This window comes from Brunnivagina elsteri CCALA 953 (genome assembly GCF_002289455.1).
Classification (GTDB): Bacteria; Cyanobacteriota; Cyanobacteriia; order Cyanobacteriales; family Nostocaceae; genus Brunnivagina; species Brunnivagina elsteri.
On record NZ_NTFS01000132.1, the window covers coordinates 1 to 15,517 of the forward strand.

General features: G+C 41.2%; 16 protein-coding genes and 1 pseudogene. 6 read left to right on the plus strand and 11 right to left on the minus strand.

All coding sequences use genetic code 11. The features are described from left to right. Positions 1-98 precede the first annotated feature (98 nt). Positions 99-1,342 (minus strand): annotated as a pseudogene (locus CK510_RS13425) (transposase family protein). A 150-nt stretch (positions 1,343-1,492) separates the two neighbouring features. Here CK510_RS13425 and CK510_RS13430 point away from each other — a divergent pair. After that, positions 1,493-1,984, plus strand: coding sequence for a hypothetical protein (locus tag CK510_RS13430; RefSeq protein ID WP_095722184.1), 492 nt, complete (start codon positions 1,493-1,495; stop codon positions 1,982-1,984). 203 nt (positions 1,985-2,187) lie between these two features. Here CK510_RS13430 and CK510_RS13435 read toward each other — a convergent pair whose 3' ends face one another. Both CK510_RS13435 and CK510_RS13440 read right to left on the minus strand, forming a co-directional pair. Next, on the minus strand, positions 2,188-2,790 hold the full coding sequence (locus CK510_RS13435; RefSeq protein ID WP_095722185.1) for a nucleotidyltransferase family protein: 603 nt from the start codon (positions 2,788-2,790) through the stop codon (positions 2,188-2,190). A gap of 20 nt (positions 2,791-2,810) precedes the next feature. Next, entirely contained in the window at positions 2,811-4,034 is a 1,224-nt protein-coding gene (locus CK510_RS13440) for an XdhC family protein (protein ID WP_245912133.1), read from the minus strand. Between the two features lie 68 nt (positions 4,035-4,102). Here CK510_RS13440 and CK510_RS13445 point away from each other — a divergent pair, with 68 nt between their 5' ends. After that, entirely contained in the window at positions 4,103-5,284 is a 1,182-nt protein-coding gene (locus CK510_RS13445; protein WP_095722187.1) for an FAD-dependent oxidoreductase, read from the plus strand. A 67-nt stretch (positions 5,285-5,351) separates the two neighbouring features. Then, on the plus strand, positions 5,352-6,794 hold the full coding sequence (locus tag CK510_RS13450; RefSeq protein ID WP_095722188.1) for an FAD-dependent oxidoreductase: 1,443 nt from the start codon (positions 5,352-5,354) through the stop codon (positions 6,792-6,794). Between the two features lie 268 nt (positions 6,795-7,062). On the opposite strand, the gene CK510_RS13455 is transcribed toward CK510_RS13450, so the two are convergent. Genes CK510_RS13455 through CK510_RS13465 form a run of 3 tightly spaced genes read right to left on the minus strand, consistent with a single transcriptional unit; the run spans position 7,063 to position 10,750 of the window. Next, entirely contained in the window at positions 7,063-9,192 is a 2,130-nt protein-coding gene (locus tag CK510_RS13455; protein ID WP_095722189.1) for a xanthine dehydrogenase family protein molybdopterin-binding subunit, read from the minus strand. Continuing rightward, positions 9,189-10,184 (minus strand): FAD binding domain-containing protein, encoded by a 996-nt coding sequence (locus CK510_RS13460; RefSeq protein WP_095722190.1) that lies wholly within the window; start codon positions 10,182-10,184, stop codon positions 9,189-9,191. The genes CK510_RS13455 and CK510_RS13460 overlap by 4 nt, the downstream gene beginning before the upstream one ends. Then, positions 10,181-10,750, minus strand: coding sequence for a (2Fe-2S)-binding protein (locus tag CK510_RS13465; protein ID WP_095722191.1), 570 nt, complete (start codon positions 10,748-10,750; stop codon positions 10,181-10,183). The genes CK510_RS13460 and CK510_RS13465 overlap by 4 nt, the downstream gene beginning before the upstream one ends. Before the next feature lie 409 nt (positions 10,751-11,159). On the opposite strand from CK510_RS13465, the gene CK510_RS13470 reads away from it, so the two are divergent. Next, positions 11,160-11,480: an AAA family ATPase gene (locus CK510_RS13470; protein WP_245912134.1), complete on the plus strand. Its 321-nt coding sequence runs from the start codon at positions 11,160-11,162 to the stop codon at positions 11,478-11,480. A gap of 35 nt (positions 11,481-11,515) precedes the next feature. Here CK510_RS13470 and CK510_RS33960 read toward each other — a convergent pair whose 3' ends face one another. From CK510_RS33960 to CK510_RS13480, 4 genes are all read right to left on the minus strand, one after another. Next, complete coding sequence (locus CK510_RS33960; protein WP_281257016.1) at positions 11,516-11,647, minus strand: hypothetical protein; 132 nt, start codon at positions 11,645-11,647, stop codon at positions 11,516-11,518. A 44-nt stretch (positions 11,648-11,691) separates the two neighbouring features. Next, positions 11,692-12,507 carry a class I SAM-dependent methyltransferase gene (locus CK510_RS13475; protein ID WP_095722192.1) on the minus strand — a complete coding sequence of 272 codons (816 nt, stop codon included), beginning with the start codon at positions 12,505-12,507 and terminating at the stop codon, positions 11,692-11,694. A 293-nt stretch (positions 12,508-12,800) separates the two neighbouring features. Beyond that, positions 12,801-12,944 (minus strand): hypothetical protein, encoded by a 144-nt coding sequence (locus CK510_RS31760; RefSeq protein ID WP_158224900.1) that lies wholly within the window; start codon positions 12,942-12,944, stop codon positions 12,801-12,803. Between the two features lie 8 nt (positions 12,945-12,952). Continuing rightward, positions 12,953-13,192 (minus strand): XRE family transcriptional regulator, encoded by a 240-nt coding sequence (locus CK510_RS13480; protein WP_281257017.1) that lies wholly within the window; start codon positions 13,190-13,192, stop codon positions 12,953-12,955. Positions 13,193-13,563: 371 nt separating this feature from the next. Here CK510_RS13480 and CK510_RS13485 point away from each other — a divergent pair, with 371 nt between their 5' ends. Both CK510_RS13485 and CK510_RS13490 read left to right on the plus strand, forming a co-directional pair. Continuing rightward, complete coding sequence (locus tag CK510_RS13485) at positions 13,564-14,184, plus strand: Arm DNA-binding domain-containing protein (protein WP_245912135.1); 621 nt, start codon at positions 13,564-13,566, stop codon at positions 14,182-14,184. A gap of 116 nt (positions 14,185-14,300) precedes the next feature. Beyond that, positions 14,301-15,044 (plus strand): BREX-1 system adenine-specific DNA-methyltransferase PglX, encoded by a 744-nt coding sequence (locus tag CK510_RS13490; RefSeq protein WP_245912136.1) that lies wholly within the window; start codon positions 14,301-14,303, stop codon positions 15,042-15,044. Positions 15,045-15,059: 15 nt separating this feature from the next. On the opposite strand, the gene CK510_RS13495 is transcribed toward CK510_RS13490, so the two are convergent. Then, the gene (locus CK510_RS13495; RefSeq protein WP_095722194.1) at positions 15,060-15,371 is read right to left on the minus strand and encodes a type II toxin-antitoxin system HicB family antitoxin; all 312 of its coding nucleotides are present in this window, start codon (positions 15,369-15,371) and stop codon (positions 15,060-15,062) included. Positions 15,372-15,517 lie beyond the last annotated feature (146 nt).

Below are 15,517 nucleotides of genomic sequence, written 5' to 3' on the forward strand. Positions count from 1 at the left end.
GATTTGTTAGATTCTGATTCTCAAGATAGCTCGATGGAATTATTTGACCTTGGTTATGATGAGGAGAAGCTAATTGGCTGAGGGGGCGACGAAATAAGCTAAAATACTGACTCTATAAGCTTCATAGCTCTTAGCCCTTGTTGATAATACTTCCACTTATTACGATTAATTCTCATTAATTCTGTGACTAATTCCATACAAGTATCCTTGAAATTGACCCAAGTTTGACCATATAAACCAACATGAAAACTGCTATGTCTTCGCTCTAAACGACCATATTCTTTGACGCGAGAAACATATTTTTGTATTCCTTTACGTTTAATCTGCTGACCTTGAATAGTGGAAGAAGTGTGGGCGATCGCTATTAATAAAACTAGAGAAATAAAGCGTTCACCTTCAACATGTGTGTCTTCTAAATTATAGCCACCTTTCTTGAAATCTCTAAACATCTCTTCGTCTTGGAAAGTTTGGCGGGACGGAAGCCGACACCGCCAACTTTCCGCTATATCAAACCTTTGTTTATAGGCTGCTATTGCTGCCTCTAAGCTTTCCAAATTTGTTAAGATAAACCATCCTTCTTTAGGTGCAACTCCGTTGATTTTACGCTTCCATTTACACGCAACATTAAAACTAAAAAAACCACGAGTCTTTGTGACTTTAACTCCTTTGATAAAAAAAGAAACTCCAGGTACTAATCCCAGATTCTTTAACTCAATAAAAATATCTTTTTCAAATTCGACAAATTCATTTTTCTTTAAGCGCAAGCAAAAATACACATCCAACTCCTGGAGGTACTTTGCTAGTTTTACAGAACAAAATTCTCTATCCCCTAATACACATATTTTATAGTTTTGAAAAAGTGGTATCACCTTAGACAACAATTTTTGTTGCTCAGATATATTACTACTACCTAACTTTGGTAATAATTCAAAATATATTGGGAATGCTCTGTCTTGATGCAGTCGCTCATGGGGGAAACCCCCAAGACCGCGCTGCATCGCTTTTATCCCAAATAATGCTAATCATGAATAAGTTTATGCAACACCAATTTGTTCTATCAATAGCGATATAAACTATTTTCCCATCGGAAAAATGTGTTTCTAACCATTCCTTAACTATAGGAAACCAAATTTTTTCAATTGTTAGATTTGGTAATGATAAAAAACGTTGTATTCTTTTCCTTCGACTCTCAAATTTAATTGCTAAAGGTAAAGAAGAAAGCTAACCTTTCTAAGTTCACTTTTTTGATTGACTGTACGAGATGAAGTAAAATTTTCAGAAATAGGTATTCTGAATAACTCAGTTGACTTTTTAAGTGGTTTTGGTAAAATTCAGGTAACATTTTCAATAGATAGGTCTTATTGCAAATATGAGTCCTATCTTTTTCTACCATAAAATGTCACACCCTATACATATAAAGCTTTTTGCCCTATTTCCTCGCCCCCTCAGGTGATATCTACAAATCACCCAATAATTATCTGGAGGAACTACAATGTTTGAATTTTTGTTTGATTGTTCGGCTTTTGAAATTTCTACTACCACTCAATTACTCAACAATATCTTGTTTCCGGTTGTTTTGTTTCTGTTCATCTTTTGCTTGATGTGTGAGATTTTCTTGGTTGATGACAATTTACCAATGGTAGATGAAGAGTTTACCTCTGGTGTTGTCAAAACTCAGATTAATGAAGATATTCTCGATCAAGCAGATGAATCAAGGATTGAAAAATTGCTTGCTAATATGCCAGCAACAAGTGATGAGAAACAAAGTAAAACTGCGCTGTTTGATATTGATAGAGAATGTGAAAACCTTAAAGCTTTGGGTGTGCGTCAACTTCGAGATTTCTGTAAAAATAGAAAAATCAAGGGTTACGCTGCTGTTTATAACCAAGGGGGAATAGATGGCTTAGTGGAGTTTTTACTGCAACAACAAATCTACGCTCGTAATATCGAGCAACAAGTCAAGCATTTAGAAATATCGGCTTAGAGCGATTGAAAAGCCCTGGCACTTTGATTGGGATACACGAATAGTTATATATTGCGATCGCTGCGTTCGCGTAGCGTCTCGCAGAGAAGGTATCGCTTTATTAAAAATATAGAACTAGGACTTACGCATTGACAAAAAATATTATTGATGTGTATTAGGCAGCACAAGTATTGAAGCAGATCATGAAGTGGCTGCTGAGTTTTTTAATCTGAATTCAGTAACACCTGGTAATCTCTTAGTGTATCAATGTCAATTATACCTAATGGAAAAGGAATACTAAACACTTGTTTTTCGTATTTTTTGATTATTTTTTTTGCACCCACCATCTCACCTAAAGTTATTAGTTCGGAGAAAAGTGTATGTTTAAACAAAACAGGTACACCTAATATATCTGCATATTCACAAGCAATAATAGGTTTTCCCGTAGAATGATATGCTGTGACTAAATGATTAATAATTTCCGGGGACAGAAACGGCTGATCGCATACAGTAATCACTACTGCATCTATGGTGTGAGAATAAGTTTCCAAAGATATGATTCCCCGACGAATTGAGGAACCCATTCCCAAATGCCAATCTGGGTTTTCCACTACTCTTACAGAAGATAGGTTTACTTTAGAAGTAATTTTTTGTGCATTTGCTCCCAGAACTACTACTACAGGTTTGCATACTGAAGCGATCGCACTTTCTACAGTGTGTTGAAGTAAGCTACATCCCTGATAAGGTAACAGCTGTTTCGGTGTACCCATGCGGGTTGATGCACCTGCTGCCAAGATAATGGTGGCTATATTGGATTCCACATTCATATTCACATAAATTTTAATTGCTAAATTTCGATTTCTCGGACTGGATTTGGTTGGTTAATTGGTTCAGTACGATGTTTCAAAAAGCCACCATCGCGATTTGCTAACACAGCTTGAATTTCTGCAATTATTGATAAAGCGATCGCTTCTGGTGTATCTGCACCAATATCAATGCCAACGGGAGCGTGTAATTTTTGTAACCCTTTTTGACTATATTCCACTCCTTGCGTACTTAAATCTTGTAATAGTTTGGCAATGCGTTTTTTTGAACCCAGACAACCCAAATAGCTGATATTAGTAGGTATTAGCATTTTGAGAATTTCTAAATCATCAAGGTAATTATGGGTCATTACCACAGCAGCAATGTAATTGTTAATACACATTTGCTCGTGCAAAATTTCCCTGCGGGTAAGCATCACCTCATCAGCCATAGGAAAACGCTGATTACTCACCTCATTTGCCCGACAATCAACAATAGTGACTCGCCAACCCAAGGCTTTGGCAAACTCTGCTACTGATACACTATCACGACCCGCACCAAAAATTATCAGGTGTGGAGGTGGCTGGATAAACTCCATAAAAACATCTATTTTACTTAGTTCTAGTTGGTATTTATGGAAACTTGAATTTTGATTTTGTAAGCAGGTTCGAGCATCTTTAGTTAAACTATTAGTTAAATAAGCTTCTTGTATATCAGTGTTTATACTATGATCTAATTTGAGTGTTAAACGCTCCCCAACTTGAATATTAACCGTACCTTCCACAGATATAACAGTGGCAATAATCCCTGGTTGCTGGTTACGGAAACATTGGTTAATAAAAGCTAACGGGTTAAGGGGATTATCTGAATTTAGAGGCTCAATCAGAATTTTGACCACACCGTTACAACCAAGCCCAAATCCCCAGATAATATCCTCTTCAGCAGTGGTGTCATAGGTGACAACTATGGGTTTTCCGTCTGCTATGGAAACATGAGTATGTTCTAAGATATCATTTTCCAGACAACCACCGCTAATTGTCCCTACCATTTCACCAGTTGATGTAATTAGCATCCTAGCACCAGGTTGGCGATAGGTGGAGCCTTGAACATTAACAACAGTCGCAAGAAATGATTTTTCGCCGTTGTGTTGACTTTCTGCAAATGCTGTCAGAATAGAATTTAGCTCTTTCATTGTTCCTACTGGAGACTTTCGCGATCGCAAAGCCGAAAATGGAGATACCTGATGAATAGAATATTGTATTATCATCAACAATCAAACTTTTCCCGGAAAATTCGCATATTGTTGCCTACATTAAAAATACCAGAGTAGAAGTGATGCAAAATATAAAGAAAGTGGCGATTATTGGTGCTGGACTTGGAGGTTTGGCTGTTGCTGTAGCACTCCGGAAACTGTGGTGTGATGTTCAAGTATACGAAAAAGCACAAGATTTTCGCCCTGTTGGTGGTGGTTTAGGATTGCTACCAAATGGTTTGAATTTCCTGGATGCAATTGAACCTGGGATAGTAGAAACTATCAAAAACTCAGGTTGTGAGGTTAAAGTAAGTGTTTTAAAAAATACGCAAGGTGAAACAATTCGCACTAATCCAGGAAGCAGATTTGAGGATAAATATGGTCAGCCACTAATAACAGTTTGGTGGTGGCGTTTACAACAAATTCTCGCCTCTAAGTTACCTTCGGAAAATATTCATCTGAACCATCGCTGTACCGGTTTTGAACAAGAGGAAGATCACGTTTTCATATATTTTGAGAATGGAAAAAAGGTGAGTGCAGATTTGTTGATTGGAGCTGATGGAATCAATTCTGTTGTCAGAGAAGCTTTAATTGGAGATGGTAAACCCCGTTATTTAGGAAGTATGTCTTGGCGTACTGTAATTAAGTGTCATCAAGAACTACTGAATCCGGGAGAACTCGGATTTGTGAAAGGCGATCAAGAATTTATGTATCTCCTAAATGTTGGTGATGGACATATTTCCTGGCTATATCGCAAGTCATCACCGGATTATACTCTTTCCCAAGATGTAGATGAGGTCAAATCTCGGCTGCTGAGTCAATTAACCAACTGGGGGGAATCATTGCGATCGCTTGTGGAAGCAACACCAGCAGAGCGAATTTTGGAGGGACCAATTTGCGATCGCTTACCCCTCAAGTCTTGGAGCAAAGGAAGAGTGACTTTGTTAGGTGATGCAGCTCATCCAATGGCACCTGCTTTGGGACAGGGGGCAAATAGCACGTTTGAAGATGCATATGAACTAGCGTTGTGCTTTTCCCAAGCATCCAGCATTGAAGAAGCTTTGGCTACCTATGAACAGCGTCGCATACCCCGTACAGAATTGATACAAAACCGCAGTGCTTTGGGTGAAACACGTTACTATGCAACCAATAGCGAGCCTTTAGATCAGCAAATGCAGGAACAGTCACAGATGACTAGTGAAGAATATCAAGATTGGGTTTTTAACTATAAGCCTTCATTAGAGCTAATTCCATCCTCGGTATAGTGAAGATTGATTGAAGTTACGAGTAGCTACAATTAACAATAAGAAGTGAAAATTAATTGTGATTAAAATGAATCAATCATACAAAAAAAGCGTTGTCATTATTGGAGGAGGTCCTGCGGGATTAGGTACAGCTTTAATGCTAGCCAAAAGAGGCTGGCAAGATATTACAGTCATCGAACAAAGACCATCAGCAGACTATTACGAACCAGATAAATCCTTTAGTTATCAAATTGATGGTCGGGGGCAAAAATTAACTGACTTTTTAGAAATAACTTCCAAACTCGCTGATTTGAGTGTCCCTAATACTGACTTTTACTTTACCCTGATCCAAAAAGATGGCACACGCAAGACAACAAAATTACCAATTGCTGATTCTAAACGCAAAACTGCCTACTGGCTGCCAAGAGCATCTTTTGTGCAATTACTTTACCAAGAAATTCAACAACATTGGCAAGATACTATTCAAATTTTATTTAATACTGAATGTGTAGAAATTCAACAAATAAGAGAAAATTTAAAAATTATTACCCAATCTCAAGCTCAGGAAAAACAGACCTGGATTCCTACATTGATAGTAGGTGGTGATGGTTTAAACTCTATTGTACGTCAAACCCTTCATCAAATGTCAGATCAATCAAATTCCTTTGAAATGCAAAAGTTTCCGTCTCCTAGTTCTGGTTTAAAATACAAAGTTCTCACTTTACCTCCTCAGTTTCCTTTATCAGAACAAGAAGGAGACGTAGCACAATCTACAATGGCTTATGGCATTAGGTCTAGTTTTAAAGGACGCAAAAAAGCAATTTCTCTGGGGCTATTACCCTTTAAAAATCCGCATACCCCAAGAACTGCGAATATTATTACCTACCCAGATCATCAAATCTGGCAATTAGAAACCAAAGAAGAAGTTAAACAATTTTTCAAACAAGCATTTCCTCAACTTCCCCTAGAAAAAATTATTTCTACTGAAGAAATAGCCAGATTTACATCCAGTGGTGGGGGTACATTTCCCATTCCTCAGTATTGTTCAGGATTGTATCAAATCTGGGGAAAACCTGAAAATAACCAAGGAACAGCCGTAATATTATTGGGAGATGCAGTTCATTGTTTTCCTCCAGATATTGGACAAGGTGTGAATTCTGCTTTAGAAGATATCTATATTTTTCAGGAAATATTAGCAGAGACTCAAGATAATCTGTCTCAAGCACTTCCTCGTTATCAGAACCTACGCCAACCCGATATTAAAGCCTTAATTCGTTTAGTACAAATTAGTTATCCTTGGCAATATAATCAAGATACTTTACGTAAAAGATTATGGAGTATTAACTTCTTTCTGCGCTTATTATTGAATCGTTTATTGCCTTTTCTATTTAATCCTCATTCCTTTTTACTGATTCAAAATCATGAACTATCTTACTCGGAGATTCTTGATAAAAGCAACAGGACTACTCAAGTGTTATCGATGTTGGGAGGATTGGCAATATTAACTTTACTGTTGAAACTTCTGAATTAGTAAGACTTACACAAAAAAACTCTTCAAATCTTATTCCTCCCTTTCCTCTACGTCATCTGCGGTTTGTTTCTCCATTACCTGTGTGTAGTGTAAGTCCCGCATCAAATAAGGGACTTCCAATTTAAAAAATCCTCATGTGGTGCGGGCTTCTAGCCTGCATAAAACAGGCTAGAAGCCTGTTCCACCAATGCATCTATTGGGGAATTATTTTGTTGGAAGTCCCTAACAGAAAGGGCGTTAAATGCAACGCCTTCCCATTTTTCCTGTGTCACAATAACTTATCTGGTGTAATTGGTAAATCACGGATACGCTTACCTGTAGCATGGTAAACAGCATTAGCGATCGCAGCTGAAACTCCAGTAATCCCAATCTCACCCGCACCACGCACCCCTGCGGGATTAAATTTATAGTCAGGTTCCCCCACAAATGTCACCTCAATCCGGGGGATATCTGCATGGCTGGGATAATGATAGGTGGCAAGGTCATAAACCACAGGATAACCAATATTGGGGTCAAAATGGCACTCTTCCATCAAGGCTTGTCCAATCCCCATAATCACAGCACCCCGTATCTGGGAGGCTGCGGTTTTACTATTCATCACTCGCCCAATATTCATCACTGATATCCAACGAGTTACCCGCAACCGAGCAATTTCTTCATCAACGGTGACTTCACAAAAATGTGCTCCCCACGATTGGAATGCCCATTTTTTCCCCTCGTCACCAGGTGCAGCAGAGGCTGTGGCTTTAAAAATACTCTCTCCTGACTGACTTAGGTTAGCAAAGGCTTCTGGTGCTGTTTTCGCTTTAGCTGTTTGCAAAACCTCTTCACAGGCTTTCATTACTGCTGGAACAAGGGTTGCTGTCATCTGGGAACCTCCAGCCATTCCACCATTAGGCAGTAAAGAGTCTCCCATCTCCACCAGTACCTGTTCTACTGGTAATCCTAATACTTCCGCTGCTATCCCAGCAACAATGGTATATGCCCCAGTACCCATATCATTGCCACTGGTGAGGATATGCGCTGTACCGTCGGCTAATAATTTGACTGTGACTGTAGCTGCACTCCGTAAAGCCGGGAAGCTTGATGCAGCCATGCCCCATCCTATTAGCTTACCATCACGGGTAAGGGAACGCACCTGTTTTGGTCTTTTTTCCCACCCAAACTGTTCCGCACCCACCCGCAAACATTCGGCGAAATGCTTGGCAGGGAAAGGTAAGCCCTGGCGCTGGTGTTCCTTGGTTTCATTTTTTAACCGTAGTTCCACGGGATCGATTTTTAACTCCCATGCCAATTCATCCATTGCCGATTCCAACGCCCATAACCCCGGATTTTCCCCTGGAGCACGCATGAATGTAGGTACTCCCACGTTCATCACTGCCAATTCCTGACGGGTTCGCAGATTGGGTGTAGCATACATAGCTGGGGTTATGCCTGTACAAGGTTCAGTGAAAACATCAACTGGCGATGTGCAGGATTTAACTGCATGGTCTATTGCTATCAAGCTACCATCGGCATTTGCCCCTAAGCTAATTGTCTGCTTCGTTTCCGAACGATGTCCAGCGTTTGCCGTCATTTGCCGCCGACTGAGAACAACTTTCAGGGGAAGTTGCAGTTGACGAGCTGCGGCTGCACAGAGAATAGCATGGGACCAAGGGAATGCTTTAGAACCAAAAGCTCCCCCAATAAATGGTGTCACAATTCGCACTTGCTCTACAGACAGTCCAAACAGTTCTGCATAGGTACGCTGGCTGCCGATTACCCACTGCGATGGTTCGTAGATAGTCAGGTTTTCTCCATCTTGCCAGTGGGCAATGATGGCGTGGGGTTCCATGGGTGCATGGAGTTCCGTAGAAGTTGTGTAAGTGGCTGTAATCTTCCCGTCTGCCTCTGCTATTGCCATGGCAAAGTCCCCAGTAGCGAAATCCCCTTTCTCAAACTTCATTTCTTCCCCAAACATGGAGTGAGCTTGGTTAAAGGTAGCTTTTGATGCCTCGACAATTGGTGTTTGGCTGGCGTATTCAACCTTAACTAAATAGGCGGCATGACGTGCCTGTTCAAAAGTATCTGCAACTACCAACCCAATAATCTGTCCTGCATAGTAAATTTGTTCATCTGATAACGGTAGTCGTGCCTCGTAGATTTTCGAGGTCATAAAATTATTAGTTGGTTTGCATACCGCAGGCGAGTTTTTATGAGTAAAAAGCGCAATCACTCCCGGTGCTGCTTCTGCCTCTTGGGTATCGATACTTGTAATCTGTCCATGGGCAATGGGAGCAGTTACCAAATAACCATGAACCAAACCGGGAATTCGATGTTCCGCAGCATAGGTTGCTGTCCCTGTCACCTTTGCTTGTCCATCCTTGCGGTTTATACTAGTGCCAGTTACTTGACTCATACCACTCCTCCTCCTTGGGCAGAAACAATGAGGGCGCGAATAATCGCCCGTTTTGCTAGTTCGACTTTATAACCATTGTGAGTTAAGGGTTGAGCAGGCTGCAAAGCAATTTCTGCCGCTTCGGTAAATGTTGCTACATCTGCCGACTTACCAACTAAAAACTCCTCTGCTGCTGTTGCTCGCCAAGGCTTGTGTGCTACTCCACCCAATGCCAAACATGTAGCTTGAATTTGCTCCCCTTTTATGCTTATAGCCGCCGCCACAGAAATTAAAGCAAAAGAATAGGAAGCGCGATCGCGTATCTTCAAATAAACCCCTGATTTCGCCCAGGATAAGGGTGGTAGAATCACTGCGGTAATTAACTCCCCTTGCTCTAAATTTGTGTCTTGTTGAGGTGTATTTCCTGGTAAACGGTGAAACTCAGTAAATGGTATTTGTCGTTGCCCTTGAGGACTGGACACTTCTACCACTGCATCCAACGCAGTTAAAGCCACACACATATCAGAAGGATGGACTGCTACACAATCCTCACTTGCTCCCAAAATGGCATGGTTGCGATTAATACCTGTGATTGCGGGACAACCTGTGCCTAGTTGCCGTTTATTACAAGGAAAAGCGGTATCGTAATAATAGGGGCAACGGGTACGTTGCAGGAGGTTTCCCCCTACAGTTGCCATGTTGCGAATTTGCTGGGATGCACCGGAGAGAATTGCTCTAGCTAACAGGGGGTAGTTCCGACGAATATCGGTATTATCTGCCACTGCGGTATTACTAACTAACGCCCCCAGACGCAGACTACCATCAGCCATTGTGTCAATCCCTTGCATCTGCAACCGGGAAATATCAATTATTTGGGATGGCTGATCCAAGAATACTTTCAGACGGTCAACTAAATTCGTCCCCCCCGCAATAAATGTTGAATTTGGGTCAGTAACTGCCTGGTTTACCGCATCTAACAACGAGGTGACACGGATATAAGTAAAGTTATTCATGATGCTTTGTTATCCCCAGATTCACTTACCATCACCGTTGCTATAGGAGAAGGTTGTTGTTGTCCACTTACCTGCTGTACTGCTGCCACAATCCCATTGTAAGCACTACATCGGCAGAGATTCCCACTCAATCGCTCCTTGATTTCTATTTCTGAGAGTTCAGTTAACACAGGAGGACTATCCAAATCTGGTGTCACCGCACTCAAACAGCCCCGTTTAACTTCTTCTAGCAGAGCCACAGCAGCACAAATTTGCCCTGGGGTACAATAACCGCACTGGAAGCCATCATTGTCAATAAAAGCTTCCTGTACTGGATGCAGAGTATTCCCTGTTGCCAAGCCTTCAATGGTAACAATTTCCTTCTCTTCCTGCATTACCGCTAAAGCTAGACAAGAATAAAAGCGCTGACCATCAATTAATACAGTACAAGCTCCGCACTGTCCATGGTCACATCCTTTTTTACTACCTACCAATCCCAAATATTCACGGAGAGTATCTAAGAGGGTTACACGTGGTTCAATGCTCAGAGAGTATTGTTGAGCATTAACGGTAAGAGTCACATTCATCTGGGCTTCTTCTCCTTGTACAGTGTCCTTAATTACACTTACTTAATTGAAATAGCTCGCTGTCCTCCTGTGTATCTTTAGATTAATAGAAGTCTAGAAATTTCCCAGTTTTTTAAGTGCGGATTCCAGAATGGGGAGTTTGAGATACAAAATCACTCAAAATATCATACACAGAAAATTTACTAGATTGTATGTAGTAGTATAAGTTTATAATTTTGTGTGATTAAATCTCCACGACAAACGACAGCTAACTGTTTTTATTAGCTTTCTGTACCAAATGATACTTCTCTGCATTTAGACGTTAGACGAATATGAATTTCTTCTTAAAGTATGACAAGGGGAGTCAAGATGAGATGTGGCAATAATTTGAGAAAATAAGAAAACATAGAATCTAAGTGTAGCCATCGTTATGAAAGTTGAGTCTATCCGGATCAACAACTTCAAGCGTTTTGACAACCTTGAAGTATCCTTCAAAAATCAAACCCTGAACACAATCAGCGATCGCTTCTTAGTTTTGGGGGATAATGGTACTGGCAAAACAACTTTACTCCAAGCGATCGCCCTTCCCCTAGCACTGGCAACCTGCCAAATTCAACGAGTCACAGATTTTGACTGGTTAGGGTTTCTTCCTGGACGCTACCAGCGTTGGGGAGCGCCACAAATAGAACTCGAAGTAATATTTACACCGGAAGAAATTGCCGCCACCCGTGCTTTATTTAGGGCTTGCTGATTAAAGCTATAACCTTTGCCCAATAAGGGTTTTAATCATTTTTGAGGCAAACAGGTGCTATTCGTTATGGCATTTAGTGGCTCAAAAACCATGCACTTTGGTGGAAAATCGCGGGGTAAATTTTGGATATGACATCCAAAACCACCATTATTCAAGCTGTGTGGCATCTATATTCGCTTTGTAGCCTTTTTCAGCAACCCCTAGTTAACAATTATTTTTGTGCTACGGCATACAACACATCAACTGCTAAGGAATTAACTTGATTCTGCCGCAAATATTCCAAATTGCTCTGCCGTATTCTTTCCCTCATTTCCGGTTCGAGTTGTTCGATAGTTCCCCTAGTTCCTCCCCCCATCACCATCGTCCACCAATCCTCTGGGGATGTAAGTTGATGGAAAGTTTCCTCGGGAAAAACATCCATACTTGTGACTCCAGCTTCCACAAGCAAAGCTTGCAAAGAAGACGGGGTGCTAATTCGCTCCCAAGGAGTAAATTTTTTATACAAATCGGGACGTTCGGTTGCGATTGCCTCCCAAAATACTCGATTTGCGGGTTCAAATACTTTTTCTCCCCAAGAAGTAATCGCCAATTTTCCACCGGGACGAACCATTCGCCATAATTCTCGAACTGCTTGCACCATATCGGGAACGAAGAAAATTCCAAACACGCAAACAACCGCATCAAAACTTTCATCCGGCAAACCGAGGTTTTCAAAATCCCCACAGCGAAACTCAATATTTGTCAAACCTTGTTGCTGGGATTTTTTTCTACCCAATTCCAGCAAGGATTCAGCAATATCAACCCCCAAAACATATCCACTCGAACCCACCCGTAAAGCTGAATTAATTGCCGAAGCACCACTGCCACAACACACATCCAAAATCCGATTCCCAGCTTGTAGCGAAAGGCGATCGATTGTTTGTTGTCCGAATCGATTCCAAAAAGATAAGGCTGGAGCGTCGAAATAATCGGATGCTGTATTAAAGGCTGTTTTTACCCTTGCTATGGCTTCTTGTTTATCGGTCATTGTTAGTAGATGCTCCCAATTGAGAATACTTTCGTGGTTAAAGCCTAGTTAATATCTCGATCGATTGTGTTTTTCGGCAACTCTTCGCTGAGTGTTTGGGTTCTCTAATTTATCTACAAAGGTAGTAATTATTGAAACGCTATTATGATTTTTTTAAGTATTTATCGCGAAATAAACGGCTTTTTATTGGTAAATAAAGCTAATAAATATACATTAGTTACATAGATTATTTGGATTTCTCATCTTCCAAAAGGCGACCGAATATCCTCTCTCCCATCTTCGCATGTCGGGGATTATCGAAATATGGCATTATCCCAACCCGCATCAACCAGATGCATCGGTAAGTGGGCTAAATCGGGGTTTTGTTCCTGTAATAAACTACTAACGGGGGATACATCAATTTCGACTTCGGATATTGGCGTTCCTAACTGTTGCATATTTTTGATTAAGTTTCGTAATCTTCATCATCAAGCTCTGCAAGCCCAGTAATTATAACAGGTGGGCGATCGGAGAATTTGACAACCAGTTCAAGCTCACCTCCCATTGCATTCAAATAGCCCCGTAGAGTTGAAAGCAGAAGATCGGTACGTTTTTCCAGCTTTGAGATACTATCCTGACGAATCCCCAATAATTCTCCCATCCGCTCCTGGGTAAGTTCTCTTGCTTTTCTTACATCCTGATGGATTCAAGTCCATTTTAAATCTTTTAGTGGCATTTTCAGCGCCTAAACACCGAGACCAGAGGAGTAAAGGAGGAGTGATTTTAGGTCAAATTCATTTTGGGGGTAAATTGGGGGTAAGGGTTTTTGTAAACCGTGAAAGTACTGATATGACTGTATCGAAGCCGGACTGAAAATCCTCGTATCACGAGTTCAAGTCTCGTTCCTGGCATCCTTACAGAATCGACCTTTCACCTTCCTAGCAAGCTTTTCAAGCTTCAAGAGGAAAAAGACGCAACCCAATTATTGGGTATGTTTAGGTTGATTTAGATAAAAAAATGGTGTAAAGATGGTGTAATCCTTGTGTAGACTAGATACTAGATTACACCTTCAAACCCATGAAAACGAAAACGCCAACTGGTAAGGCTTCCAAGGGTTCGGTCACAGCCATCCTTTCTAATGGACGCATTCAGTTGCGCTTCCATTTCGCTGGCAAACGGCATTATATTTCTACAGGCTATCCAGATACCCCACAACATTGGAAGCTAGCCGAACTTAAAGCCTCGGAAATTGAAAAAGATATTTTGTGTGAGCGGTTTGACCCCAAGGATTTGAGCAAATATACCCCGGAAGGTTCTTTCCGTAAGGCGCAAAGCTCGCCACGGGGATACTCCCCGGTGGCAGACTTTGCGAAAACTGGTACAGCATCGTCAAAACAGCCCACCCTTCCCCAGTTATGGGAGAAATATGTAGAATTCAAGCGACCAAATGTGTCTCCGAGTACGTTGGCGAAAGATTACCAGAAAGTTGACCGTTGTGTGAATTTGCAGCTGCCGAAAAAATCGATTGATGATGCAGTTGCAACAACTTTGAAACCTCTTGGGACTTCCAAACCCATCCCCTCCTCCGCAACAACACCCCACACCTCTCCCAAAGCTTCACAACCTGGGAAAACGAATCCGAAACCGCATTCCGCGAACTCCAACAACTGGAAGAAGAAAATAACCGCTACTGGATAGAAGCATACGGACTCCAAGACGAACTCACCCCCGAAGTACCCGACGAACAAATTACCATCCGTCGCGCAGACATCAACCGCGATATCCGTTCCCTCATCTCCTACGCAGTCGGTTGCATGATGGGACGCTATTCCCTCGATAAACCCGGACAACCCTTCGACTCCAGCTTACACCAAACATACACCGCAGACATCGATGCCATCATCCCCATCACAGACAGAGCATACTTTGACGACGATATAGTCACCCGTTTCGTTGAATTTCTCCGCATTGCATACAGTCCCGAAACCCTCACTGAAAACCTCGAGTTTATCGCCAACGCACTAACATTAAAAAACGACGAAACACCCCTAGAAAGAATTCGTCGCTATTTCCTCCAAGACTTTATTTCCGACCACATTCAAACCTACAAAAAACGCCCTATCTATTGGCTATTTACAAGCGGCAAAAAACGTGCTTTTGGAGCTTTTATATATTTGCACAGATACAACGAAGACACCCTCGCACGTATCCGCACCGATTATGTTTTGGAACTACAAGTCAAAATAGATGGCGAAATTACCCGTACCCAGCAACAATTGGAAACTGCATCCTCCACCGTTGGTAAAAAAGCAGCTACAAAACGCTTGAAAGAACTACAAGAACAACAATTAGAATTACGAGATTATCAAGCCAAACTGCAACATTTAGCCGATGCCAGAATTAAACTAGATTTAGATGATGGAGTCGCTTACAACTACACCCAATTTAAAGGTTTGGTATATGAAGGTGCGGATTTAAAAATGGCAGATTTAGAAAAAGCATCCCAGTGGAAAAGGGATTTGTTGAAGGGAAAAGGGTGTGATGAATTAAACTACTAATAAATATTTAGCAAGTCACTCAAAAACCTCTTGCTCCGAAACTTGTTGACGATAAGCTGCAACTTCAGCCAAAAAATCATCAAATGTTGGGTCTGAAGCGAAAATACCCATATGCTTGAGCCAAGGGTCTATTTGTTGCTGCGATCGCTCTTTACCCACCTCAATTGTAACTAACTCACCCGATGCCAGTTGGGTCTCTAAAGCAGCTTTGGCAAGCGCGATCGCCTCTTCCTTTGTCCTACCCTCAACTATGCTATTGGGAATGCCAACAATAGAAGCGATAAATTTATTCTCTGGGTGACTTTGAACAAAAACCTGATATTGCATAATTAATTGTTTCTTTGAGTGTAATTCCTAAATGATAATCAAATGTTCGGCGCAGCACTCTAAACACCTGTTAAGTAGTCGGACACAATTAATTACACAAAACTTGGGCTGAAATTATTACCTATCAAAGATATCCAAAAATCAGT

Bases quoted from the DNA above. Each gene is read 5' to 3' on its own strand.
- CK510_RS13430 (WP_095722184.1), top strand. From the start codon at position 1,493: ATGTTTGAATTTTTGTTTGATTGTTCGGCTTTTGAAATTTCTACTACC.
- CK510_RS13435 (WP_095722185.1), bottom strand. From the start codon at position 2,790: ATGAATGTGGAATCCAATATAGCCACCATTATCTTGGCAGCAGGTGCA.
- CK510_RS13440 (WP_245912133.1), bottom strand. From the start codon at position 4,034: ATGATAATACAATATTCTATTCATCAGGTATCTCCATTTTCGGCTTTG.
- CK510_RS13445 (WP_095722187.1), top strand. From the start codon at position 4,103: ATGCAAAATATAAAGAAAGTGGCGATTATTGGTGCTGGACTTGGAGGT.
- CK510_RS13450 (WP_095722188.1), top strand. From the start codon at position 5,352: ATGAATCAATCATACAAAAAAAGCGTTGTCATTATTGGAGGAGGTCCT.
- CK510_RS13455 (WP_095722189.1), bottom strand. From the start codon at position 9,192: ATGAGTCAAGTAACTGGCACTAGTATAAACCGCAAGGATGGACAAGCA.
- CK510_RS13460 (WP_095722190.1), bottom strand. From the start codon at position 10,184: ATGAATAACTTTACTTATATCCGTGTCACCTCGTTGTTAGATGCGGTA.
- CK510_RS13465 (WP_095722191.1), bottom strand. From the start codon at position 10,750: ATGAATGTGACTCTTACCGTTAATGCTCAACAATACTCTCTGAGCATT.
- CK510_RS13470 (WP_245912134.1), top strand. From the start codon at position 11,160: ATGAAAGTTGAGTCTATCCGGATCAACAACTTCAAGCGTTTTGACAAC.
- CK510_RS33960 (WP_281257016.1), bottom strand. From the start codon at position 11,647: ATGCCACACAGCTTGAATAATGGTGGTTTTGGATGTCATATCCAAAAT.
- CK510_RS13475 (WP_095722192.1), bottom strand. From the start codon at position 12,507: ATGACCGATAAACAAGAAGCCATAGCAAGGGTAAAAACAGCCTTTAAT.
- CK510_RS31760 (WP_158224900.1), bottom strand. From the start codon at position 12,944: ATGCAACAGTTAGGAACGCCAATATCCGAAGTCGAAATTGATGTATCC.
- CK510_RS13485 (WP_245912135.1), top strand. From the start codon at position 13,564: ATGAAAACGAAAACGCCAACTGGTAAGGCTTCCAAGGGTTCGGTCACA.
- CK510_RS13490 (WP_245912136.1), top strand. From the start codon at position 14,301: ATGATGGGACGCTATTCCCTCGATAAACCCGGACAACCCTTCGACTCC.
- CK510_RS13495 (WP_095722194.1), bottom strand. From the start codon at position 15,371: ATGCAATATCAGGTTTTTGTTCAAAGTCACCCAGAGAATAAATTTATC.